The sequence below is a fragment of the Streptomyces sp. NBC_00539 genome (genome assembly GCF_036346105.1).
Classification (GTDB): domain Bacteria; phylum Actinomycetota; class Actinomycetes; order Streptomycetales; family Streptomycetaceae; genus Streptomyces.
In genome coordinates, this window is record NZ_CP107811.1 from 246,674 (window position 1) to 268,399 (window position 21,726).

Below are 21,726 nucleotides of genomic sequence, written 5' to 3' on the forward strand. Positions count from 1 at the left end.
TAGCGTGTCGCCTACTTGATCATCTGATGACGGGAAGACACACCCATGATCCTCGTGACCGGAGCCACCGGAAACTCAGGCAGTGCCCTGCTGAAGGAGCTGCACGCGCGTGGTGTCGGCCCGCTGAGGGGGCTGACCCGTGATGCCTCACGGGCAGTCTTCCCCGATGGAGTCGGGGCCGTGGAGGGCGACTTCGCTGAGCCTGCGACGTTGAAGCCCGCGCTTCGTGGGGTGCGTTCACTGTTTCTCGTACCGCGCCTGGGACCGGACGCCGACATAATCGAAGCCGCCCGGCAGGCGGGCGTGGAGCATGTCGTGCTGGTGTCGTCCATCACCGTCCAGACCCACCCGCACCTCGGCCCCGCCGACGAGAACCTGGCGGTGGAGCGTCTACTCAAGGCAAGCGGCATGGCCTGGACGATCCTGCGACCGACGCAGTTCGCCTCGAACGCCTTGATGTGGGCGGCTTCCATCCGTGGCCACGAGACCGTCCGCGCGCCGTACGCCGACACCGCGCTGCCGACCATCCATCCCGCGGACGTCGCGGCGGTGGCACGGGTGGCACTGACCGAGCCCGGCCACCACGGGCACACGTACGCCTTGACCGGTCCAGCGCCGGTGACCGCCCGACAACAGGTCGAAGCCCTCGCGGCAGCACTGGGGCGGGAGGTTCCCTTCGCGGAGATCAGCCGCCGGCAGGCCCACGCACAGATGGCTGCGGTCTTCGGGGCGGAGGCCGCGGACGCGGTGCTCGACGTCACGGGCGGCGACGTGAACGACCAACTGCTGATGGTGCGCGACACGGTTGCAAGGATCACTGGAAGGCCCGCCCGCCCGTTCCAGCAGTGGGCTTCGGAGAACGTCAACGCCTTCCGTTGAACCGCGAGCACACATCCCGCCGCCGGGGTGTCGCGGTCACGGCCGTGGGCGTGGTGAGTCGAAGGGCGGTACGGAGCTCTGGTGCGGGCCACTGGCCCTCGAGCCCCGTGACCAGACGGGGGCGGCGTACAGGACCGGACGTCTCCACTCCCCCGTCCTGTCCTGGTACAGGAGGCCGGTTCTTTGCGCGGGCCAGGCACATGTGGATCGCCGGCAGGTGCCTTGGCCTGTCACATGCCGAGCACCCGTCTGGTCTCGACGGCGATCTGCTGCGTCTCGCCGGTTGCGACCACGAGGACCGGGACACCTCTCCCCGCCCGATCGATGCGCCGGAGGCCCTCCCGCATCAAGTCCCCCAGTTCGGGGACGAGCAGCCCGCCTCGTACACCGAGAACGGTCAGGGCCGAGCAGATCTCCTCGCGTACCTCCGGTTGGTCTTCGCCGATCTCCCCGGTGAAGACCAGCGCGTCCAGCCGGTCCAGCGAGGCGGCCATCGAGGCGATGCCCCTGCGGCAGCTGAGTGTGAACGTCGCCAGCGCCAGCGCGGCCGCGGCATCACCCTCCGCGCGGGCGCGCACCAGGTCCCGGGTGTCTCCCGAAGTACCGGAGAGGCCGAGCAGACCGGAATGCCGGTGGAGCGTGTCATCCAATTCGTCCGTGCTCAGACCGTGCCGCCGCTGCAGCCACAGCAGCGCGCCGGGGTCGAGGCTGCCGCTGCGCCGGCTCATCACCAGGCCTTCCAGCGGAGTGAGCCCCATGGTGGTGTCCACGCTGCGTCCGTTGCGGACGGCGCAGGCCGAGCAGCCGCCGCCCAGGTGCACGAGCACGACCTGGAGGTCGTCGACGGGTCGGCCCAGGGCCTGCGCCGTCCTCTGCAGTGCCCACGAGTAGGAGAGCCCGTGGAAGCCGTACCGGCGCAGCCCGTAGTCGGCGCGCCATCGCTCCGGCACTGCGTACGTGCGCGCCTGTGCCGGCAGGTCCTTGTGAAAGACAGTGTCGAAGCAGGCGACGTGGGGAACGTCGGGCAGGAGTTCTCGTGCGGCATCAACCACGGGCAGGGCAGGGGTCACGTGCATCGGCGCGAGATCGGCGACGTCCGCCAGCAGAGCCCGTACGCGTGCGTCGATCAGCGTATGACCAGTCAGGTGCGGACCGCTGTGGACGATGCGGTGACCGACCGCCGCGGGAGCGGGTACCTCGCTGAGGAAGTTCCGCAGTTCCACCGCCGCAGCGGGCCCCGGGGGCTCCGAGGCGTCCCGCTCTGCCACGCGTTCACCGTCCGCCGCGAACAGAGCGATGTGAAGGCTCGATGAGCCGGCATCGAGGACCAGTACGTGACCACCAAGGCTCTCGTCGGAGCGGTCGGCACTCATCACACACCTCCAGTGCTCTTGCGTCCCCGGCACGGTGCGCCCACCAGGCAGCAACGGGCCCCGTACATGTGGGTGGCGGCGCTCGACGCGGCAGGGAGACCACTTCCCGCTCCGGGAGGCGTTACGTTCCCTGCGGCCGGCGCCGTCACCCATCCCGGTGCGCCGGCCCTGATCCGTCACCTTCCGCAGCCGCGGCCGCCCGCACCCGCTGCTCCTCGCGGGCGGAGCCGACGTCCCGTTCCAGGGGTGTGCGGCTCACGGCCGTCGCGAAATCCTCCAAGGCCCGCTTCTGTAGTTCCGCCTCGCGCCGCACCACCGGGTTCCGGTCCCCGGCGGCAGTGCCCTCCCATGCGTGGAGCGCCTCCTCCACGCGCCCCCACTCCGGATTCCTGTGCCCACGCACGTCGACTGCCGCCTGCGCGGTATCCGCCTCCAGGGCCTCGGCGAGCCGCTCCGCCTCGGGGGCGAAACGGCTGTCGGCCCGCGGGACATGGCTCTCCATGAGCATCGCCGCCCGGTCGAACCGCTTCAGCGCCTCCTGCGCCTCTTCCGCCTCGCGCGATGTCAGATCTCTGGGGCGGACCGGTTCCTGACGTGCCTGGTCGTAGGCATCCTGCCAGGCGGTACGTGCCTCCCTGCTGGCCAGCAGGGCCCTGCGCGTGTCGGCGCGGTGTTCCCGGGTCGGTTCGGCGTAGCTGCGGAGCACCGCGGCCGCGTAGCGGCCGTCGGCGGCGAGCCAGTCCGCAAGCCGGCCCGGCAGCCGGGGGGTCTCCCATGCGGGGAACACCACGTACGCCAGCATGGCCAGGGCCCCGCCGAGCAGGGTGAGCACCACCCGCTCCGGGACCGTCTGCTCCCACGCCTGGCCGCCCATGCCGAGCAGGAAGACGACGTACGCGGCAGTGAAGCACTGGGAGTAGGCGTAGCCGGTGCGGATCAGCGTGTACGACAGGGCCGCCGAGACCACCGTCAGCGCGCCGAACACGTGGGCGTCCGGGCCCAGCGCCCGCACCATCCCGGTGGCGAGCGCGACCCCCGCCAGGGTCCCGGCGAGACGGCCCACCGCACGCGCGTACGTCCGGTGGAAGTCGGGCCGCATCACCATCACCGAGGCGATGGGCGCCCAATAGCCGTGGCCCACGGGTAGCCGGGAGGCGATGAGATAGCCGAGCGTGGCCACCGCCGCCAGGCGGACGGCGTGCCGGAACACGGGCGAGTCCCGGCGGAGCTCACGGCGGACCGCCCGGACGACGACCGGGAGCAGCCGGAACATCGTCGGGCGCACCAGGAACTGGGCGCTCGCGGGGCCGGACGGCGTGGGTGCCTTGTCGCGCGCGCCGCCGCTCCCTGCGATCTCCAACGCTTCGGCGAGGAGTTCCACGAGCCGCTCGGCGGCCTGCCGGGCGGGCCCCTCCAGCACCTCGTGTTCTTCGTCGACCCGCAGGACGTCCGCGCTCCCGGGCGGCACCTCGGCGGGAGTGCCGCGGCGGATCGAACGGGCCGCCGCGTCCAGGACGTCGGCGGCCGCGTTGAGCAGCTCCCGTGCGCGGTCCCGCCCGGGTCCCTCCGCCGGGGCGCCGACGTCCGGGTCGGCGAGCGCGGCGGCGACCGGCAGAATGCGCTCGGCGAGGCCCCGGGGGCCGTGGAGGACGGGGGGACGGGTGCGGGCCTGCGACGGCGTCACGGCGGCCGCGTCCCGGGCCGTCATCAAAGGCACGGGGTCGAACGGGGCGGTCGGGTCGTGCCGCAGCCGGCGGGCGTAGTCCGCCACGGCGGCCAGGGCGTCGGCGAGCGCGTCGCGGTGCGCCCCCCAACGGCGGATCGGGAACAGCAAGATCAGCAGGGCCTGCGCCACGCCTCCGAGCGCGATGGCCCCGGCGTGTTCCAGGGCCCGCCCGACGCTGGTCGGCAGGGTGACGGTCACCAGCAGGGTGCCGACCGTCGTCGCTGCGACGATCCCGGCGGTCGACCCGAGGGCCCATGCCATTCCCGCGGCGAACGCCCATACGGCCAGCAGCGGGAGGAACGTCACGAGTCGCCCCGCCGCCAGGTAGCCCACGAAGGTGCTGAGCGCCAGCCCCGCGCCCGCGCCGAGCGCGATCACCTTGCGCGGACGCCAGGTGCGCTGGAAGGTGGCCCCACCCGCGGAGTAGGCACCGAGGGCGGCGGACGCGGCGTACTCAGGGGAAACCAGCCACAGCGCCGGCCCGATGACGATCGCCACCCCGGCAGCCGTGCGGAGCGCGAGCAAGGGCTCCAGCCGCGTCTCCTCGATCGTGAGCCCGGAGCGCACGACCTCCCCGAGGGCCCGTAGCCACCTCATGGGTGCGAGCCCAGCCGGAACGCTCTGCCTGCCAGGGCGCGTCGGCCGCCCCGCCGCCCTCCTGACGGCGCCGCGCTCGGACGGGCGCCCCGGACCGAGGTTCACCGGGCATCACCCGTCCCGTCATCGCCGCGGTCGCGGTCGTGGTCGTTCCGGAGCGTGAGACGTCGTTCCTGTTCGCGCTTGGAGTAGGCGGCTGCCCGGATCGCATCGTCGCTTTCCAAGCCCGACCCCAGCGCCCCGCCCACGGTGGCGACCGAAGCGACGAACCAGGACAGCGTCAGGTACTCCTGGGCGTGCAGTGGGGTGCGTGTCACGGAAGCGAACGCCTGGCCGTTGAGGATGAACAGCGCCCACACCCAGTTGACGACCATCAAACCCACGTAGCAGACGAGCACCCCGATACCCACGGTCACTACCGTCGAGGCGTTGTAGAGCCGCGTCCTCTGCCTCGCCTCCGGCGAGCTCGCTGCTGACCGGTGCCACAGCTCCGCGTCCACGATCAGCCAGCCGATCATGAGCGCGACAGATCCGACCGTGGCGATGACGAGGCGTGGCACGCTCAGGCTGACGGCCAGGTTCCAGACGGTGGAGTTCACGGTGGCGACTGCTCCCGTGGCGAGTGCGGCCGCCAGGGCCTTCGACAGGCCCGGCACCAACCGCCACGGCCGGTTGGCGCGGACCATTCCGACGAGTACCCGCAGGTAACCGCGCGGCCCGCTGACGACGTACCTGAGGTCGACGGTCTCTTGTTCACCGATCGGGCCAGGATGGATGGGCGCGAGACGACTGACGAAGGGCCCCATAGCGGGCTGACTTCGCGGAGCCCCTTCGGCCCCGGTGATCTGCGAACCCGCCAGGCCGAGTACGACTTCTTCCACCACGCGTTGGGTCCTCGTCTGCAGACGCAAGCCCCCCAGCGCGGGAAGGGACAGCAGCGCCAAGCCGTGTTCGTGGCTCAGATCCACAACGATCTTGCGTCCGTGTGAGTGCAGCGGAAGGTCGGTGAGGGCCACGACGACGTCCCAGTTCTCCGCTCTCCCGCGGTCCGTGATCCGGCGCATCAAAGTCGGCACGTCCTCCGTTTCCGCGGTGAAGGGTTCACTGACCACCTCGATCTCGAACCGTCGCCCCGGCCCTGACTTGTCTGCGAGCCGCGTGGGGAGCATCCAGGCCATGCGCTGTGCGATTTCCGTGGGCGCGTCCGGATCCGCCAGGAGAGCCACGACCGTAGTGTCCTGGGGCGACATCCGCATGACCGGGCCCGTCAGCTCCGGGACACGGGCCGGCCCGCCACCGGCCGAGGCCCCTCGGGTCCCGCGGTGCGGACGAGGTTGCCCGCCTTTTCCCGGTGCTCGTGTACGAGGCGGATCGCCATGGCACCCTCACCGGCCGCCGAGGTCACCCGTTTGACCGAGCCGCTCCTGACGTCGCCGGCGGCGAAGACTCCGGGAAGGGTGGTCTCCAGGAGCAACGGACCACGGCCGAGCGAGTCCCACCGGGTCGCGTCAGCCGCAGCCTGGGCGTCGGCGCCGGTGAGGACGAAGCCCTTCTCGTCCAGGGCCACCACGCCCTCGAGCCAATCGGTGCGCGGCCGGGCTCCGATGAACACGAACAGGGCCGCCGCCCGCAGCTCCCGGCGCTCACTGCTCGCGTTGTCCTCCACGATCAGCGACTCCAGCCTCTGCTCCCCGCTGACGCCCCTGACTTCGGTGCGGAGCAGCACCTCGATCTTCGGATGCCGTTCCACCTGGTCCACCAGGTAGCGCGACATGTCGGCGTTGAGGTCACCACCCCGCACCAGGAGGTGGACCCTGGACGCGTGGTTCGCGAGGAACAGCGCCGCCTGCCCGGCAGAGTTCCCGCCGCCGACCACGGCGACCGGATCCGCCTGGCAGAGACTGGCCTCGTGGACGGTCGCCGCGTAGTAGACGCTGATGCCCTCCAGACGGTCGATGCCGGGCACCTCCAGCCGGCGGTACCACACGCCCGAGGCGAGCACCACGGCGCCCGCCCGGGTCGTGGACCCGTCCGCGAAGGTGACGACGTACTCGTCGTCCTGCGGGGTGAGCCCGCTGACCTGGGCCGGCACCATGAGTCGGGCACCGAACTTGTGGGCCTGGAGCACCGCGCGTTCGATGAGTTCGCCCCCGGAGATGCCCGAGGGGAAGCCGAGGTAGTTCTCGATGCGGGACGAAGTACCGGCCTGGCCTCCGGTGGCCACGGCCTCGACGGTGATCGCGGTGAGGCCGTCGGAGGCACCGTACACGGCGGCGGCGAGCCCCGCGGGGCCCGCGCCCACCACCAGCACGTCGCATCGGCCGGCCTCCGGCGAGGGGGCGGGCAGCCCGATGAGCCGGGCGAGTTCGGCGTTGCTCGGATTGCGCAGCACCCGCTCGCCCTTCCAGATGACCACCGGAGTCTCCTCGGGACGGATGGCGAACCGACGCAGGAGCGCTTCCGCCTCCTTGTCCTGCTCCAGGTCCACCCAGCGGTGGGGCAGCCGGTTGCGGGCGGCGAACTCACGCAGCCGCAGGGTGTCCGGCGAGTAGCACGAGCCCAGGATCCGGAAGCCGGCGCCGAGACCGATGAGCAGGTACCTGCGCCCCAGGTAGGCGCGGAGGATCAGGTCGCCGAGGACGGGGTCGCGGCCGACCAGGGCGCGCTGCCGCTCCACCGGTACGGCGAGGATCTCGCCCGCCTCGCGCACCACGGCGGTGTCGAACGCCGCCTCGCCCTCCAGCAGCGCGAGCTCACCCAGGAACCTGCCGGGTCCGTGTACCGCTACCGTGCGCTCCTCGGGCCCGCCGTGGTCCTGGAGGATCTCGACGGTCCCGCTGAGGATCGCGAGGAACTCCCGGAACGGCTCGCCCTCGCGGTACAGCACCTCGCCCGGGGTGGTCTCGCGGCGCTCACCGTGCGCGGCCAGGTCCTGGAGCTGCGCCGGTGTCAGGCGGGGGAACGCCCCGTGCAGGTCCGGGGTCTCGTGGACCGCTCCCTGCACGTGCTCGGCGGCGCTCATCAGACCGGGGCCTCGTCGACGTAGCACCAGCGCCAGTCCTCTCCGGGCTGGAAGGACTGCACGATCGGGTGACCGACGCTGCCGGCGTGCCGCCTCGCGTGCTTGAGCGGCGAGGAGTCGCAGCAGCCGACGTGCCCACAGGTGAGGCAGAGCCGCAGGTGCACCCACGGGGAACCCACCCTCAGGCACTCCTCACAGCCCTGGGGGGTTCGCGGCGTCACCGGGCGGACCAGCGCCAGGTGCGGGTCAGGAATCGTTGCCATGAGAACTCTCCTTGCGTGCCGGGGACTGTTCGGCCGCAGCCCGCGCCGGTCCCCTCATCCGGCGGCGCAGCTGCGTCGGGGCCGGTTTCGTGGGTGAGCGGTGGTGGCCGGCCCATCGTGTTCAGCCTCCCGCAGCGGTTTGCCGGCCCGCCATCGCCTGCTCGACCCAGGAGCGCAGGACGTGCGCGGGCGCCGCGCCGGCCTGCCGGGCGACCGTCTCGCCGCGGTCCAGGACGAGCAGGGTCGGCACCGCCTGCACCTGGAACCGCCCGCTGAGCCGCGGGTTCTTGTCGACGTCGACCTTGACGAGTTTGATCCGTCCGGCCAGGTCGCGGGCGACTTGTTCGAGAGCGGGGCTGACCATGCGGCAGGGGCCGCACCAGGTGGCCCAGAGGTCGACGACGACGGGCTGGGTGGCGCGTTCGGCGATCTCGGCGAAGTCGTCGTCGCCCGCGTCGGCGATCCAGGGCAGGGCCTGCTTGCAGTGGCCGCATCGGGGGCGTCCCTCGGCGGCCACAGGAATCCGGTTGCCGCGCCCGCAGTTCGGGCAGGTCACCGTCGTGGTCCGGGTGGTGTTCACGCCGCCCTCGCTTCCCGGGCGTCCTCCTGCTGGTCGTAGGCGACGACCAGCTCTCCGTGTTGGGCGTCGACGCGGACCGTCGCGCCGTCTTGGACGTCACCGCGCAGCAGGGCGCGCCCGACCATCGTCTCGACCTCGTGGGAGATGTAACGCCGCAGCGGCCGCGCCCCGTACACCGGGTCGTAGCCCTGATGCGCGATCAACTCCAAGGCCGAGGGCGTGAGCTCGACGCTGATGCGGCGTTCGGCGAGCCGCTGCCGCAGCTCGTCGAACTGCAGCTCCACGATGCGCTCGATCTGCCGCTCACCGAGCGGCTTGAACAGCACGATGTCGTCGACGCGGTTGAGGAACTCCGGCCGGAAGTGCCCGCGCAACTCGCCCATCACCAGCGCCCGGGCATCCGGCTTGATCTCCCCCTCGGCGGTGGCTCCGTCGAGGAGGTGCTCGGACCCGATGTTGGACGTCATGATGATCACGGTGTTGCGGAAGTCGACCGTGCGGCCCTGGGCATCGGTGATGCGGCCGTCGTCGAGGACCTGCAGCAGGGTGTTGAAGACATCCGTGTGCGCCTTCTCGACCTCGTCGAACAGCACGACCGAGTACGGCTTGCGGCGCACGGCCTCGGTGAGCTGGCCGCCCTCCTCATAGCCGACGTATCCGGGCGGTGCGCCCATGAGCCGACTGACGGTGTGCCGCTCCTGGTACTCGCTCATGTCGAGGCGGACCATGTTCTCCTCGGAGTCGAACAGAGCCCGGGCAAGGGTCTTGGCCAGCTCGGTCTTCCCGACGCCGGTGGGGCCGAGGAAGATGAACGAGCCGATGGGGCGGCGAGGGTCGCGGATGCCGGAGCGGGCGCGGATGATGGCGTCGGCCACCAGCTTGACCGCCTCGTCCTGGCCGATGACGCGCTCGCGCAGGATGTCGTCGAGGCGCAGCAGCTTCTCGCGTTCGCCCTCCTGGAGGCGGGAGACGGGGATGCCGGTCCAGGCGGCGACGATCTCGGCGATCTCCTCCTCGGTGACGACTTCGCGCAGCAGCCGGTTCTGCCCTTGTTTGGAGGCCAGTTGCTCCTCCTCTGCGGCGAGCCGGCGCTCCAGGTCCCGGAGGCGGCCGTAGCGGAGTTCGGCGGCGCGGTTGAGGTCGTAGGCGCGTTCGGCCTCCTCCGCCTCGTGGCGGACCTGCTCCAGTTCCTGGCGCAGTTCCTGGACGCGGCGGATCGCCTGCCGTTCGGCCTCCCACTGGGCGTGTTTGGCGTCGGCCTCGCCGCGCAGGTCGGCCAGTTCCTTGCGCAGTTCCTCCAGGCGGGCTTTGCTGGCGGGGTCGGTCTCCTTGGACAGGGCGGCTTCCTCGATCTCCAGGCGGGTCACCCGGCGGGTGATCTCGTCGAGTTCGGCGGGCATCGAGTCGATCTCGGTTCGCAGCCGGGCGCAGGCTTCGTCGACGAGGTCGATGGCCTTGTCGGGCAGGAACCGGTCGGTGATGTAGCGGTGGCTGAGGGTGGCCGCGGAGACCAGCGAGGTGTCCTGGATCTTCACGCCGTGGAAGACCTCCAGGCGTTCGCGCAGTCCGCGCAGGATCGAGATGGTGTCCTCCACGCTCGGCTCGTCGACCAGGACCTGCTGGAAGCGGCGTTCGAGGGCGGCGTCCTTCTCGATGTGCTTGCGGTATTCGTCCAGGGTGGTGGCGCCGATCATGTGGAGTTCGCCGCGTGCCAGCATGGGCTTGAGCATGTTGCCCGCGTCCATGGCGCCCTCGGCGGCGCCCGCCCCTACGACGGTGTGCAGCTCGTCGACGAAGAGCAGGATCCGCCCCTGGGCGGCCTTGACCTCGCTGAGCACGGCCTTGAGCCGTTCCTCGAACTCGCCGCGGTACTTCGCGCCGGCGACCAGGGAACCCATGTCGAGGGCGAACACGATCCTTTCACGCAGTCCTTCGGGCACGTCGCCGCGGACGATGCGCTGGGCGAGACCCTCGATGATGGCGGTCTTGCCGACGCCCGGGTCGCCGATCAGGACGGGGTTGTTCTTGGACTTGCGGCTGAGGATCTGGGTGACGCGGCGGATCTCGGCGTCCCGGCCGATGACGGGGTCGAGCCGACCGGCCTTGGCCTCGGCGACCAGGTCACGGCCGTACTTCTCCAGGGCCTCGTAGGCCACCTCGGGGTTGGCGGAGGTCACGCGCTGGTTGCCGCGGATGTGGGTGAGCGCGCCGAGGAAGGAGTCCCGGGTCACGCCGTGCTCCTTCAGCAGGCGCCCGGCGGCGGTCGCCGAGCCCTCCTCGGCCAGCGCCAGCAGCAGGTGTTCCACGGACACGTACTCGTCCTTGAGGCGTTTGGCCTCCCGCTCCGCCTCGTCCAGCAGCCTGGCCAGGCGCTGGGTGACGAAGACCTGGCCCGGCGCCGCGCCCGGGCCGGTCACCTTGGGCCGGCGGGAGATCTCCTTGCGTACGGCCGCGCGCAACTCCTCCGGGTCGGTGCCCGCCTGCTGCAGCAGCCGCGGGATCAGGCCCTCCTCCTGGTCGAGGAGGGCGAGCAGCAGATGTTCGCCGTCGACCTCGGTGTGGCCCAGGCGGCCGGCGGCGCTCTGGGCCTCCTGCAGGGCTTCCTGTGACTTCTGGGTCAGGCGGTTCATGTCCATGGTGGTAGATCACTCCTCATGCCTGCACGCCGCAGCGCGGCTTCGAGCAAGCTGATGCGGTCGAGCAGGTCGAGCACCAGCGCGAGGGAGGCGTAGTTCAGGCACAGCCCGGTGCGCAGCCGCTGAACGCGGGCGAGGGCGGCCGGGGCCGTGGGGGCGAACACCAGCCGTCCGGAGGCGTCACGGCCGGCGTCCACCAGTCCGAGGGCGACGAACCGACGGACCAGGTCGGGATGGAGGCCTGCGCGCCGGGCCACGGTCTCCAGGGAGAGCCCGGGCACGTGCACGATCGCGTACTGCACGCCCACCTCGGTCGTCCGTGCGTGGGACGGGCGGGCCTCGGGCGGTCGGTCGGTCATCAGGTCCTCCTGGGGTCGAAGGAGGAGACGGCGGCGAGTTCCTCCAGCAGCTCGCGCTCCCGGTCGTTCAGCCGGGGCGGCACCATGATCCGCAGCTCCGCGTACAGGTCTCCGTTCGCGCCGCGCGGGTTCGGCATGCCCTCGCCGCGCAGCCGTAGGCGCCGTCCGCTGGAGGACCCGGCGGGCACGGTCACCTTCGCGGTGGCACCGCTCGGCGTGCGCACCGGCACGGTGGCGCCCAGCGCCGCCTCCCACGGTGTGACCGGAAGAATCACGTGGACGTTCCGGCCCTCGAGGCGGAACTCGGGGTGCGGCTCGATCCGCACCCTCAGGTACAGGTCCCCGGCGGGAGCACCGTCGCCGCTCCCGCGCCCGCCCTCGCCGGCCAGCCGGATGCGCTGCCCGTCGGTGGTGCCGGGCGGCACGTCGACCTGGTAGCGCCGCTCCCCGGCCGGCCCGGCGAGGGTGACCGTACGGCGGCCGCCCCGGTATGCCTCCTCGACGGTGAGCGGCAGTTCGGCCTCCTGGTCGGCGCCGGGCACGCGTGTCCGCCCGCCGCCGCCGAACAGCGAGCCGAACAGATCCTCGACGTCGACCCCCTCACCCCCGAAGCCCGCCGTGGAGTACCGCACCCGGGGACCGCCGCCGGTGGTCCACCGGGGGCCACTGCCGGCGCCGGCGGCGACCCGCTCCTCCCAGTCCTCCGGGACCTTCCGGAAGTCCTCGCCGAAGCGGTCGTACCGGGCTCGCTGCTCCGGATCGGACAGCACGCTGAAGGCCTCGTTGATCTCCTTGAACCGTTCCTCCGCCTGTGGGTCCTTGTTGACGTCGGGGTGGTGCCTGCGGGCCAGGGTGCGGTAGGCCCGCTGGATCTCGTCCCGGTCGGCGGTGCGCGGAACGCCGAGCACCTCGTAGAAGTCGCGTGCCATGGACGGTCACTCCCGCTTGGCGACGGTCACGGCGGCAGGCCGCAGCTGCCGCTCGGCCTCCCCGTAACCGGGTCGCAGCACCTGGACCACGGTGTTCGGATCGGCGTCGGGATCCTGGACCACTCCGACCACCTCGTGCCGGGCCGGGTCGAACGCCACGCCCGTCTCCGCGTGGCGCGGGTAGCCCAGCCGCTCCAGGACGTTCACGGCCTGGTCACGCACGGCCCGGACACCTTCGACGATCGCACCGGGGTCGGCGGCCCCCGCGTGGCTCAGGGCAAGTTCCAGGTTGTCGATGACGGGCAGGAAGGCCGCTGCCGTACGGGCGCGTTCGGCCCCGGCCACCCGCTCCACCTCCCTGGCATGGCGTTTGCGCTGGTTGTCGAGGTCGGCCAGGGCGCGCCGCCAGCGGTCCTCCGCCTCTCGCAGCGCGGCCGCGTCTTCGTCATTGGGTGCGGCGGTGCCGGTTGAGGCGTCGGGCCCGGGCTCCGCCTCCTCGGTCGGCGGTCCAGGCTGCATGAGGTCCCCGCACGACGGCTCTACGGCGCCTTCCGGCGGCGGGTCGGGCTCTCGGCCCCGGGGTGGGATGGGCATGGCGGGCACCTCAGCCCTTGTCGAACTCGGCGTCGATCACATCGTCGTCGCCCCCGGCGCCGCCCGGCGCGGCCCCGCCGGGACCGGATCCGTCCGGTGAGCCGGTGCCCGCCGGACCGCCTGCGGCGGCTCCCGCCTGGTGGGCCGCGAGCCCCGCGAAGACCTGCTGGAGTTCGGACGTCAGCGGCCGGACCTCGTCCACCCCGGCCTCGTTCTTGACGGCCTCGCGGGCCTGCGCCACCAGCATCTCGGCGCGGGCCTTCTCGTGTGCGGGCGCGGCGTCGCCGAGCTCGCCGAGGCGCTTTTCGACCTGGTAGGCGATGGCGTCCAGTTCGTTGCGCGCGTCGACCGCCTCGCGCAGGGCCTGGTCCTGGCCGCGGTTGCGTTCGGCCTCCTGGAGCATCCGCTCGACTTCGCTGCTGTCGAGGTTGGAGCTCTCGCTGATGGTGATGCCCTGTTCCTTTCCGGTGTCCTTGTCCCGCGCGGTGACGCTGAGGATGCCGTTGGCGTCGACGTCGAAGATGACTTCGATCTGCGGCTCGCCGCGCGGCGCGGGGCGGATGTCGGTGAGCTGGAAGCGGCCCAGGACCCGGTTGTCGGCAGCCAGCTCACGCTCGCCCTGCAGGACGACGACGTCGACGGCGGGCTGGTTGTCCACGGCGGTGGTGAAGGTCTCGGTGCGGCGCACCGGAATGGTGGTGTTCCGCTCGATGATCTTCGTCATCACGCCGCCGCGTGTCTCCACGCCCAGCGACAACGGGGTGACGTCGAGCAGCAGGACGTCCTTGACCTCGCCCTTGAGGACCCCGGCCTGGATCGCGGCGCCCTTCGCCACGACCTCGTCGGGGTTGACGCTCATGTTGGGGTCCTTGCCGCCGGTCAGCCTGCGCACCAGGGCCTGGACGGCGGGGATGCGGGTGGAGCCGCCGACGAGGATGACCTCGTCGATGTCGTTGTCACTGACCTTGGCGTCGTCCATCGCCTGCCGGACCGGGTCGAGGCAGCGCTCCACCAGGTCGCCGGTGATCTGTTCGAACGTGGATCGCATGATCGTCGTGGTCAGATGCTTGGGCCCGGAGGCGTCGGCCGTGATGAACGGCAGGCTGACCTGCGTCTGGGTCACCGAGCTGAGCTCGGTCTTGGCCTTTTCGGCAGCCTCGAACAGGCGTTGCAGCGCCTGGGGGTCCTGCCGCAGGTCGATCCCGTTCTCCTTCTGGAACCCGTCGGCGAGCTGGTCGACCAGCCGGCGGTCGAAGTCGTCGCCGCCCAGATGGCTGTCGCCCGCCGTGGACCGTACCTCCACCACGCCGTCGCCGACGTCGAGGATGCTGACGTCGAAGGTGCCGCCGCCCAGGTCGAAGACGAGCACCGTCTCGTGCTGCTTCTTGTCCATGCCGTAGGCGAGGGCGGCCGCGGTCGGCTCGTTGATGATCCGCAGTACTTCCAGGCCGGCGATCCGTCCGGCGTCCTTGGTGGCGGTGCGCTGGGCGTCGTTGAAGTAGGCCGGCACCGTGATGACCGCCTCCGTGACCCGCTCGCCGAGCTGCTTGGAGGCATCGTCGGCGAGCTTGCGCAGCACCTGCGCGCTGATCTCCTCGGGAGCGTAGAGCTTGTCGCGCACCTTGATGCGGGCGGCGCCGCCCTCTCCCTCGACCACGTCGTACGCGACGGCCTTGGCCTCTTCGGAGATCTCGTCGAAATGCCGGCCGATGAACCGCTTGGCCGAGTAGATGGTGCCCTTGGGGTTGAGGATCGCCTGGCGGCGGGCCAGCTGGCCCACCAGGCGCTCGCCGGTGTCGGTGAAGGCCACCACGGACGGCGTCGTGCGGTTGCCCTCGCTATTGGGTACGACCGCCGGCTCGCCGCCCTCCCAGACGGCGATCACCGAGTTGGTGGTGCCCAGGTCGATGCCTACTGCCTTGGCCATGAGGAACTCCTTCCGCGACGGGCGGCCCCGTTCGCCTCGGAGTCGCGCCCGGTCTTCCGCACTCGCTCAGGTGGCGGTGGAACCGCTCCGTGGGACGCTGCTCTTCGAAGCTCCGCTGCTCGTGCTGGTGCCGGTCCCGCTGGACAGCGCGGCCAGCAGCCGCACCGCCTCGTCGGCGACCGCTTCGTCGGCGACGACTTCGTACCGGCTGGGCTGCATGGAGCTCACCGAGGCGAAATCCCGGCGACCACGCTGGGCCGCGTGAACCAGCAGACCGAGCAGCGCACCGACGAGTGCTCCGAAAATCAGCCCGTACAAGGCGAGGAGCAGTCCCGACACGACCGGGTTCAGCCAGTTCAGCACCCCGAAGATCCACCCGATCAGTGCGCCGGGCAGGGCGCCGCTCGCCGCGCCGTGCAGCGCGGCCCCGCCATTGCCCATGCGGCCGGTCACCTGCTCGACCAGGCGCAGGTCCTGCCCGATGATGGCCACCCTTTCTACGGGAAAGCCCTGATCGGAAAGGTGATCGACGGCGCGTTCCGCCTCTTGGTAGGTCGCGTACGAGGCGATGGTCCTGCGGGCCTGTTCGTTCATCAGCCACTCCTTCCACGGCCACCGGTGCGCCCGGCGACCCTGACGCGCCCAGAGTGGCAAGAGAGCAGCGCGCTCCGCCTGCGCCCGGCAGGTCAGAAATCGCGGGAGTCGGTCGGCCTGAGAGAGCAAGACGCACATTCGGACAAGCGGGATGGTTCGACCTAGGCTGGGTGCACACGGTTCGCCCAGACGTGGAGCCCGAGAATCGCCCGATCGCCCCCGCTGACCGGAGGAGAAACGGAGTGATCTATGGCCGGCCGTCCGTCACGGAGGCTGTCCCCCCACGTCTCCGACCAGGAGGTGACCCGCCGTCCGAGTGACACTGCGGGCACCGAACGGCCCGGCCCCCGTCCGCTCGCGGCGCTGGACCCGTACGGGCTGCTGGTGCTGTCCCACACCCTTTTCACCTGTGTGCAGCAGGGTGAGATCGTGCGGTTGGCCATGCAGCACGTCAGTGCCCTCGGCCCCTACCACGCCGAGGCCGGATACCTCGCGACGGTGGACGGCTTGTCCCGCGTCCCCGGCCACGACGCGGGAGCGCCAACGGTCGACGACGCGCTGATGAAGGATTTCGGCGGGGCAGACGGCTCCGTATCCCTTCCGGAGCGGTCGTGGACCTGGGCGTTCGGCATGCGCGGGGCCGGTGGTCTGCTCGGCTACATCCTGGTCTCCTCCCATTCCGAGCCCGACGAGCAGGGGCACTTCCTCCTGTCGACCCTCGTGGGGCTCACATCGGCGGCCCTGTCACTGACGGCGACACGCACCGCGCAGCACGACAACGCCGGCGAACTGAGCCGCCTGCGCACCGAACGCGACGACGCACTGCAGCAGCTGGACACCGCGCGCTCCGAGCTGCACCTCCAGAAGACCGTGCACGAGACCCTCGCCCGTGTCACTGCCCGGGGCGGCGGTGAGGACGCCCTCACCCAAGCGCTGTACGAGCTCACCGGGCTGTCGGCGCTCATCGAGGACCGGTTCGGAAACCTGAGGTCCTGGGCCGGTCCCGACCGGCCCGACCCCTATCCGGTGCGGTCCTCGACCGACCAGGAAGAGATGTTGCGGCAGGTCGGGCGCGAGGCGGGTCCGGTCAAAGTCAAGGGCCGGCTGATCGCCCTGGCCCGGCCCCGCGGCGACCTCCTCGGCGTGCTCGCCCTCGAGGACCCCGAAGCGACGGCCGACGAGTACACACTGTTCGCGTTGGACCACGCTCAGCGGTCGCTCGCCCAGGAACTGATGCACATGCGCGAACTCAGCGAGGTCGAACTGCGGCTGCACCGTCAGCTGATGGACGATCTGCTGGAGGGCACGGACGAGACGAACGCCTACGCCCGAGCCGAGGCCATCGGCCATGATCTGCAAAGTACCCATTACGTAGTCGTGGTGCACTGGCCGGGCAACGCCGCGAACGGTTCCTTCACCCGTGCCGTCGAGCAGGCGACGGCCACCTCGGCGATCCGTCCGCTGATCACCCGTCGCGGCGACCGGGTGGTCCTGCTGACCGAAGCGAGGCCCGACGACGATGCCGTGTACGCGGCGCTGGCCCATGAGCTGGGAACGCCCGACGGAGCGATCGGGGTGAGCACCCGCTGCGACTCCCCGGAGGGCATTCCCCGCTGTTATCAGGAGGCACTGCGGGCCCTGGAGGTGCGGCAGAACTCCCGCCAGCGCAGCGGGACGACGTTCTTCGACGACCTCGGGCTGTACCGGATCCTGGGGCCCGGAAACGATCTCCGGGAGCTCGAGGACTTCGTGCGGGAGTGGCTCGGCCGGCTGATCGACTACGACGCACGGCACGACACGGAGTTGGTCGAGACGCTCTCGCACTACTTCGACTGCGGAGGCAACTACGACGATGCGGCCGCCGCACTGACAGTCCACCGCAGCACCCTGCGCTACCGGCTGCAGCGCATCCGTGAGATCAGCGACCGCGACCTGGCGGATGTGGACACCCGGCTCAATCTCCAGGTGGCAACGCGCGTCTGGAAGATCATCCTGGGCGGGCGGCGCTGACCGCGGACGCCCGGTGGGCCGACCTGCCGGGTCAACCCGGCACTCGACCGGGTCGCCTGGGAGTCAAAGTCGACGTTGCGGCCTGATCGTCGGCCCCCCAACCCTTCCGACCTGCGGAAACCGTCCGTACATGAGGTGCGCCGGCGCCCCCCACGGGACGCATCAGCACGGACGTGGGTGGTGAGGCCCGGCGTGCAGTCGCACGTCGGGCCTCACCGTTTTTCGCGAAGATATTCGAACATGTGTTGCAATAGAAGGGTGAGGCCACCGTTCCGTTTCCCCGATGACCTGCTCGCCCTCCAGGAGGCGTGGCTGCGTACTTACACCGATCTCGCCGAGGCCCCGCCCGCCTCCGGTTCGACCGTGCTGCGGCGCCGGCTGATCGCCCTGTCCGGGCTCCTGCACACCCACCCCTACTGGACGACCCCCGCCGGGTGGCGGGCAGGTGGCGTCGAGCTGCGCCGCGCAGCCCGCGGCCACACCCCCGCACCGGTGGAACGGGAGACGACGACATGAACGAGCCCGCTGTGGGTGCTGCGGCGGGCGCAGTACGGAGGGTGAGCGGTGTCCGTCCCGCCGCCTGATCTGCCACGTCTGCGGACGTTCGTCACCTACCTGCGCGGAGAGCTGGGGCGCAGTGCGGGCACCGAACGCGGCCGCGGAAGCCGAGGAGGCCGACGCGCGCCGCCGTCCGCCGGCGCAGCTGCCCGGGTGGCTGGTCGAGGATGGTGTCCCGCCGGGTGGTGGAGGCCGTGAGGATCTGCGCAGTGGGTGTGGCATGGATGAGCACCGTGCGGTTCGACATAACTGATCGACACTGTGGTCTTGATCGGGTTGGCTGGGTGGCATGCCAGAGCTGCGAACCGATCGTCTTCTGCTCCGCCGGTGGCGGGAGTCCGACCTCGAACCGTGGGCGGCTATGAACGCCGATCCTGATGTCCGGGAACACCTGGGGGAACTGCTGACGCGGGAGCAAAGCGATGCCGCGGTGGCGGTCATGCAGGCCGAGTTTGACGAGCGAGGTTTTGGGTGGTGGGCGCTCGAATCACGGGAGACTGGCGAGTTCATCGGCCGTGCAGGCTTGGACGAGGTGGGCGGGGATATGCCGTTCGCGGGAGTGGATATCGGTTGGCGCTTGATGCGTTCGGCATGGGGTCGCGGTTACGCCACCGAGGCCGCCCTGGCCGCCCTGGCTTTCGGCTTCGAGGCCCTCGGGCTGCCGGAAGTGGTGGCGTCGACGACCGTCCACAACCTTCGTTCCCAGGCAGTGATGCGCCGCATCGGCATGACCCGGGATCTGGCCGACGACTTCGAGGATCCGAGCGTGCCCGAGGGGCCGCTTCGCCAGTGTGTGCTGTACCGGATCCGATCGTGCCCCCGCGAAGTGGTGTAGTCACTGGCCGAGCTGCTTCGGTTTTGGCGGGGGAAGACCTGCACGACGTCTGCCCTGCGTTTGATCTCCCGGTTCAGCCGCTCCAGCGGATTGGTCGACCAGATCTTCTTCCAGTGGACGCCTGCGGCCTGCACCATGGCGGCGGCGACCTCCGCCCCTTCGGCGTCCGACAGCGCGACCGTGGGCGCCTCTCCCGCCTCATCGCGGCCGTCCCGCATCCACCCGCGCCACCGCCTCTGCCCCGACGGTGGCGGCCGCTTCCGCAAAGCCGGGTCGGAGGCGGTGGGCGAGCGGAGCGCGGGGACGGTATCCCGCAGGGGATCTCTACAGTTCGACGGCGGCGGTGGGCGTCTTGCCGTCCAGCGCCTGCTGCGCCCGGGTGGCCACAGTCCGGGTGAAAGCATTGAGCGCATCGAGGTCGACCGTGCTGCCATCGTCGTCGGAGACGATGACCCGCACCACGAGGCTCCCGCAGCGGGCTACCGCAAGTCCCTCCGATAGGTGCGAGCCGCTGCCCGGCACGGTGCCCATCATGGTGACAGCCGACGACTCGTCACCGTAGGACGGCAGCGCGACTTGCGTCACCTGCTTCGCCTCGTTGCTGTCAGCGTTTTCCGCCTCCACTCCCACGTAGCCCTCGGCTGCCGCGGCCACCGACGGGTACGCGAGAACCTCGACGTACACCTTGTTGTAGCTGACCTCGGCCCCCGGGACATATCCCGACTGCAGGTCGAGAACCGGTCCCGTCTTGCAGATGTAGTGGGACTCCCTGTCCTTCGAGATGCCGACTCGGCCACGGCGACACTGTTCCGTCGTCGGCGAACCGCTTGCGACGGCCCAGCCCTGCGGCAGGCTCGCTGCGTCCGGGAGGATCTGCGCGGCCCTCGCCTCGTCACGCACCACCGGACCAGGAGCGTCCGGCGCAGCGGGGGAAGACTTGGATGGCGTAGCCGTGGGGGCCTTCGGGCCGGACGACTCGCCGGCCGCCCGGCTGGAGGAACCGTCGCCGATGATCAGCTGCACTCCCCGATAGAGGCCCAGGGCCAGTAATGCGACCAGCAGTGCCGCGATCCCGGCGAGGGAAGCGCGGCCGGCCCGGGTGTTGTTGATGGTCAGCGGCCCCAGCGAGATCTGGCTGCTCCGTACCTTGCTGCCGCTTCCGATGATGATGCTGCCGGTGTACTGGGGACTGACGGTCTGTGCGGGCGGCGCGGCCGGCGGCGGCCCGGCAAGCGCCACAGCCATACGGGCGCGGAAATCGGGATCGGCAGCCAGCGCCTCCCTGATCGCCTCCTGCAAATCCTGGACCGCCGACGGATCCGCCGGGTCGGCGCTGACCCCGTCCAGAGCGGCGCGACCGTCCTCGGTAGTACCCAGCCGCGCCCGCACCAGCTCACCCACCGCCCGCCCGGCCTCGCTCCCCACCGCCGTAGCCACCCCTGTCGCCAGGCCGGTCAGTATCTGCACGGCGGATAACGCCATGCTCCCTGCCACATCCATGTGCCCCCCTAGCCGATCGGACCCTGAGACAACCACAGGCCCGGCCGCAACGCCAGAACGCCCACGACTCCCCCCGCAGCCCTGGTGGGGACCCGAATCGCCTCAGGACGCGCCGAGTTCGAGGTGTGAGCTGATCAACCCACCACCAGCTGAGGTCCACGATCGCCGAGCCTCGCCGACCTGAGGGTCGACCAGACCCCGCGCGTGCTCGTGAGGCGAAGAGCGACAGCGGCCGTTTCCCATGCTGGGACCGTGCTTTCCGTTCTGGCTACGGCAACTGACGGAGCGTGTGGCGTCGGACGAGCCCTCGCACGTGCTACTTTGTGAGCGATCGTTCAACTACGAGGAGCGCCGGTGGGTCGTAAACAGGTCTGGGACCAGGAAGAGGTACTGGCCTCCGCCATGGGGCTGTTCCGTCGTCGCGGATACCTCGGCGCATCGCTGCGCGACCTCGAGGAAGCAACCGGAATGCACCCGGGCAGCCTGTACCGGGCGTACCACAGCAAGGAGCGCCTGTTCAGCGCGGCACTGGACGCCTATAACGAGCTGGTGGTCGACAGCAGGGTCCGCGTCCACCTACGCGAGACGCAGGACCCGGTGGCCGGCATCCGTGCGTTCTTCACCTCGGCGTTCGACGCGAACCCCGGCCCGGAACCCGATCCCGGGTGCCTGCTCACCAACACCGCGGTGGAGTCGTTCACCGTTCCGCAGGCCACAGCCGGCGTTCGCCGGGGGCTGGAGATGATCGAGTCGGGCTTCGCCGACGCACTGACACGCGCCCGCGCCCAGCAGCTGTTGCCCTCGGACATCGACGTCGAGATGTCGGCCACACAGCTCCTGACCCTCTACCAAGGCCTCCTGGTCCTCGTCCGATCCGGTACGGCCGCCGCCAAACTGCACGCCATCACCGACGGAGCCCTGGCCTCGATCGGGGCCAGGCAAGCCAAAACCTCCAAGCAAGCCAAGAATGAGGAACAGCGATGAGTGACCAACAGCAGCTCTGGAACGACTATGCCGCGTGCTGGTCGGCCGACCCCGCCATACGACTCGCCGCACTCGGCTCGGTCGCGGTGGACGACGTTTCCTACCGGGACCCGGGAACCGAGGTGGCCGGTCTGGCCGCACTGGACGCATACATGGACGGGTTCGCCGGAGCGTTCCCCGGGCACCGCTTCCGTATCGAGGAGGTCTACGACCACCACGGCCGGTCGCTGGCCCGATGGACCCAGGTCGGCCCGGACGGCAAGGCCTTCATGACGGGTGTGAGCAGCGCGGTGCACCGCGACGGCCTCCTCGCCGACGTGACCGGCTTCTTCCTCACCGCCTGAGCGCTTCAGACGGCCT

Annotated in this window: 19 protein-coding genes and 1 pseudogene; 6 read left to right on the forward strand and 14 right to left on the reverse strand. The window is 70.8% G+C overall.

All coding sequences use genetic code 11. The features are described 5' to 3' along the window. The first annotated feature begins 45 nt into the window (after positions 1-45). The gene (locus OG861_RS01300) at positions 46-879 is read left to right on the forward strand and encodes an NAD(P)H-binding protein (protein ID WP_330261014.1); all 834 of its coding nucleotides are present in this window, start codon (positions 46-48) and stop codon (positions 877-879) included. A gap of 230 nt (positions 880-1,109) precedes the next feature. Here OG861_RS01300 and OG861_RS01305 read toward each other — a convergent pair whose 3' ends face one another. From OG861_RS01305 to OG861_RS01360, 12 genes are all read right to left on the reverse strand, one after another. Further along, positions 1,110-2,252: an acetate/propionate family kinase gene (locus tag OG861_RS01305; protein WP_330261015.1), complete on the reverse strand. Its 1,143-nt coding sequence runs from the start codon at positions 2,250-2,252 to the stop codon at positions 1,110-1,112. 145 nt (positions 2,253-2,397) lie between these two features. After that, a complete protein-coding gene (locus OG861_RS01310) occupies positions 2,398-4,575 on the reverse strand; it encodes an FUSC family protein (RefSeq protein ID WP_330261016.1) in 2,178 nt (725 codons plus the stop codon). A 101-nt stretch (positions 4,576-4,676) separates the two neighbouring features. After that, positions 4,677-5,801 carry a hypothetical protein gene (locus OG861_RS01315; protein WP_330261017.1) on the reverse strand — a complete coding sequence of 375 codons (1,125 nt, stop codon included), beginning with the start codon at positions 5,799-5,801 and terminating at the stop codon, positions 4,677-4,679. Between the two features lie 41 nt (positions 5,802-5,842). Beyond that, entirely contained in the window at positions 5,843-7,597 is a 1,755-nt protein-coding gene (locus tag OG861_RS01320) for an FAD-dependent oxidoreductase (RefSeq protein ID WP_330261018.1), read from the reverse strand. Continuing rightward, on the reverse strand, positions 7,597-7,860 hold the full coding sequence (locus OG861_RS01325) for a UBP-type zinc finger domain-containing protein (protein ID WP_329201400.1): 264 nt from the start codon (positions 7,858-7,860) through the stop codon (positions 7,597-7,599). The genes OG861_RS01320 and OG861_RS01325 overlap by 1 nt, the downstream gene beginning before the upstream one ends. A 121-nt stretch (positions 7,861-7,981) precedes the next feature. Next, positions 7,982-8,440, reverse strand: a complete 459-nt coding sequence (gene trxA / locus OG861_RS01330) for a thioredoxin (RefSeq protein ID WP_330261019.1) — start codon at positions 8,438-8,440, stop codon at positions 7,982-7,984. Beyond that, complete coding sequence (gene clpB / locus OG861_RS01335; RefSeq protein WP_330261020.1) at positions 8,437-11,076, reverse strand: ATP-dependent chaperone ClpB; 2,640 nt, start codon at positions 11,074-11,076, stop codon at positions 8,437-8,439. The genes trxA and clpB overlap by 4 nt, the downstream gene beginning before the upstream one ends. Beyond that, on the reverse strand, positions 11,067-11,435 hold the full coding sequence (locus OG861_RS01340; protein ID WP_329201394.1) for a chaperone modulator CbpM: 369 nt from the start codon (positions 11,433-11,435) through the stop codon (positions 11,067-11,069). Before OG861_RS01340 ends, clpB begins: the two co-directional genes overlap by 10 nt. Next, on the reverse strand, positions 11,435-12,364 hold the full coding sequence (locus tag OG861_RS01345; protein WP_330261021.1) for a J domain-containing protein: 930 nt from the start codon (positions 12,362-12,364) through the stop codon (positions 11,435-11,437). Before OG861_RS01345 ends, OG861_RS01340 begins: the two co-directional genes overlap by 1 nt. A 6-nt stretch (positions 12,365-12,370) precedes the next feature. Further along, positions 12,371-12,958 (reverse strand): nucleotide exchange factor GrpE, encoded by a 588-nt coding sequence (locus tag OG861_RS01350; protein ID WP_330261022.1) that lies wholly within the window; start codon positions 12,956-12,958, stop codon positions 12,371-12,373. A gap of 10 nt (positions 12,959-12,968) precedes the next feature. Beyond that, the gene (gene dnaK, locus OG861_RS01355; RefSeq protein WP_330261023.1) at positions 12,969-14,885 is read right to left on the reverse strand and encodes a molecular chaperone DnaK; all 1,917 of its coding nucleotides are present in this window, start codon (positions 14,883-14,885) and stop codon (positions 12,969-12,971) included. A gap of 66 nt (positions 14,886-14,951) precedes the next feature. Next, positions 14,952-15,479: a general stress protein gene (locus tag OG861_RS01360; RefSeq protein ID WP_330261024.1), complete on the reverse strand. Its 528-nt coding sequence runs from the start codon at positions 15,477-15,479 to the stop codon at positions 14,952-14,954. A gap of 249 nt (positions 15,480-15,728) precedes the next feature. Between OG861_RS01360 and OG861_RS01365 the strand changes: the two genes are divergently transcribed. The 3 genes from OG861_RS01365 (at position 15,729) to OG861_RS01375 (ending at position 18,882) form a co-directional block, all read left to right on the forward strand. Then, positions 15,729-17,489: a PucR family transcriptional regulator gene (locus OG861_RS01365; protein ID WP_330261025.1), complete on the forward strand. Its 1,761-nt coding sequence runs from the start codon at positions 15,729-15,731 to the stop codon at positions 17,487-17,489. A 258-nt stretch (positions 17,490-17,747) separates the two neighbouring features. Beyond that, on the forward strand, positions 17,748-18,005 hold the full coding sequence (locus tag OG861_RS01370; protein ID WP_330261026.1) for a hypothetical protein: 258 nt from the start codon (positions 17,748-17,750) through the stop codon (positions 18,003-18,005). Between the two features lie 331 nt (positions 18,006-18,336). Continuing rightward, on the forward strand, positions 18,337-18,882 hold the full coding sequence (locus OG861_RS01375) for a GNAT family N-acetyltransferase (RefSeq protein WP_330261027.1): 546 nt from the start codon (positions 18,337-18,339) through the stop codon (positions 18,880-18,882). Positions 18,883-18,910: 28 nt separating this feature from the next. Here the strand turns inward: OG861_RS01375 and OG861_RS34225 are convergent. Together OG861_RS34225 and OG861_RS01385 are read right to left on the reverse strand one after the other, a co-directional pair. Then, positions 18,911-18,998, reverse strand: a pseudogene (locus OG861_RS34225) (transposase); the annotation flags it as partial. Positions 18,999-19,206: 208 nt separating this feature from the next. Beyond that, positions 19,207-20,364: a hypothetical protein gene (locus OG861_RS01385; protein ID WP_330261028.1), complete on the reverse strand. Its 1,158-nt coding sequence runs from the start codon at positions 20,362-20,364 to the stop codon at positions 19,207-19,209. A 372-nt stretch (positions 20,365-20,736) separates the two neighbouring features. Here OG861_RS01385 and OG861_RS01390 point away from each other — a divergent pair, with 372 nt between their 5' ends. Further along, positions 20,737-21,366 (forward strand): TetR/AcrR family transcriptional regulator, encoded by a 630-nt coding sequence (locus tag OG861_RS01390; RefSeq protein ID WP_330261029.1) that lies wholly within the window; start codon positions 20,737-20,739, stop codon positions 21,364-21,366. After that, positions 21,363-21,710, forward strand: coding sequence for a nuclear transport factor 2 family protein (locus tag OG861_RS01395; RefSeq protein WP_329201373.1), 348 nt, complete (start codon positions 21,363-21,365; stop codon positions 21,708-21,710). Before OG861_RS01390 ends, OG861_RS01395 begins: the two co-directional genes overlap by 4 nt. Positions 21,711-21,726 lie beyond the last annotated feature (16 nt).

What these genes read in the sequence shown, in the direction of transcription:
- OG861_RS01300 (WP_330261014.1), top strand. Translation starts at nt 46, where the DNA reads ATGATCCTCGTGACCGGAGCCACCGGAAACTCAGGCAGTGCCCTGCTG.
- OG861_RS01340 (WP_329201394.1), bottom strand. Translation starts at nt 11,435, where the DNA reads ATGACCGACCGACCGCCCGAGGCCCGCCCGTCCCACGCACGGACGACC.
- OG861_RS01360 (WP_330261024.1), bottom strand. Translation starts at nt 15,479, where the DNA reads ATGAACGAACAGGCCCGCAGGACCATCGCCTCGTACGCGACCTACCAA.
- OG861_RS01345 (WP_330261021.1), bottom strand. Translation starts at nt 12,364, where the DNA reads ATGGCACGCGACTTCTACGAGGTGCTCGGCGTTCCGCGCACCGCCGAC.
- OG861_RS01305 (WP_330261015.1), bottom strand. Translation starts at nt 2,252, where the DNA reads ATGAGTGCCGACCGCTCCGACGAGAGCCTTGGTGGTCACGTACTGGTC.
- clpB (WP_330261020.1), bottom strand. Translation starts at nt 11,076, where the DNA reads ATGGACATGAACCGCCTGACCCAGAAGTCACAGGAAGCCCTGCAGGAG.
- OG861_RS01375 (WP_330261027.1), top strand. Translation starts at nt 18,337, where the DNA reads ATGCCAGAGCTGCGAACCGATCGTCTTCTGCTCCGCCGGTGGCGGGAG.
- OG861_RS01325 (WP_329201400.1), bottom strand. Translation starts at nt 7,860, where the DNA reads ATGGCAACGATTCCTGACCCGCACCTGGCGCTGGTCCGCCCGGTGACG.
- dnaK (WP_330261023.1), bottom strand. Translation starts at nt 14,885, where the DNA reads ATGGCCAAGGCAGTAGGCATCGACCTGGGCACCACCAACTCGGTGATC.
- OG861_RS01320 (WP_330261018.1), bottom strand. Translation starts at nt 7,597, where the DNA reads ATGAGCGCCGCCGAGCACGTGCAGGGAGCGGTCCACGAGACCCCGGAC.
- OG861_RS01395 (WP_329201373.1), top strand. Translation starts at nt 21,363, where the DNA reads ATGAGTGACCAACAGCAGCTCTGGAACGACTATGCCGCGTGCTGGTCG.
- OG861_RS01350 (WP_330261022.1), bottom strand. Translation starts at nt 12,958, where the DNA reads ATGCCCATCCCACCCCGGGGCCGAGAGCCCGACCCGCCGCCGGAAGGC.
- OG861_RS01385 (WP_330261028.1), bottom strand. Translation starts at nt 20,364, where the DNA reads ATGGCGTTATCCGCCGTGCAGATACTGACCGGCCTGGCGACAGGGGTG.
- OG861_RS01365 (WP_330261025.1), top strand. Translation starts at nt 15,729, where the DNA reads ATGGCCGGCCGTCCGTCACGGAGGCTGTCCCCCCACGTCTCCGACCAG.
- OG861_RS01310 (WP_330261016.1), bottom strand. Translation starts at nt 4,575, where the DNA reads ATGAGGTGGCTACGGGCCCTCGGGGAGGTCGTGCGCTCCGGGCTCACG.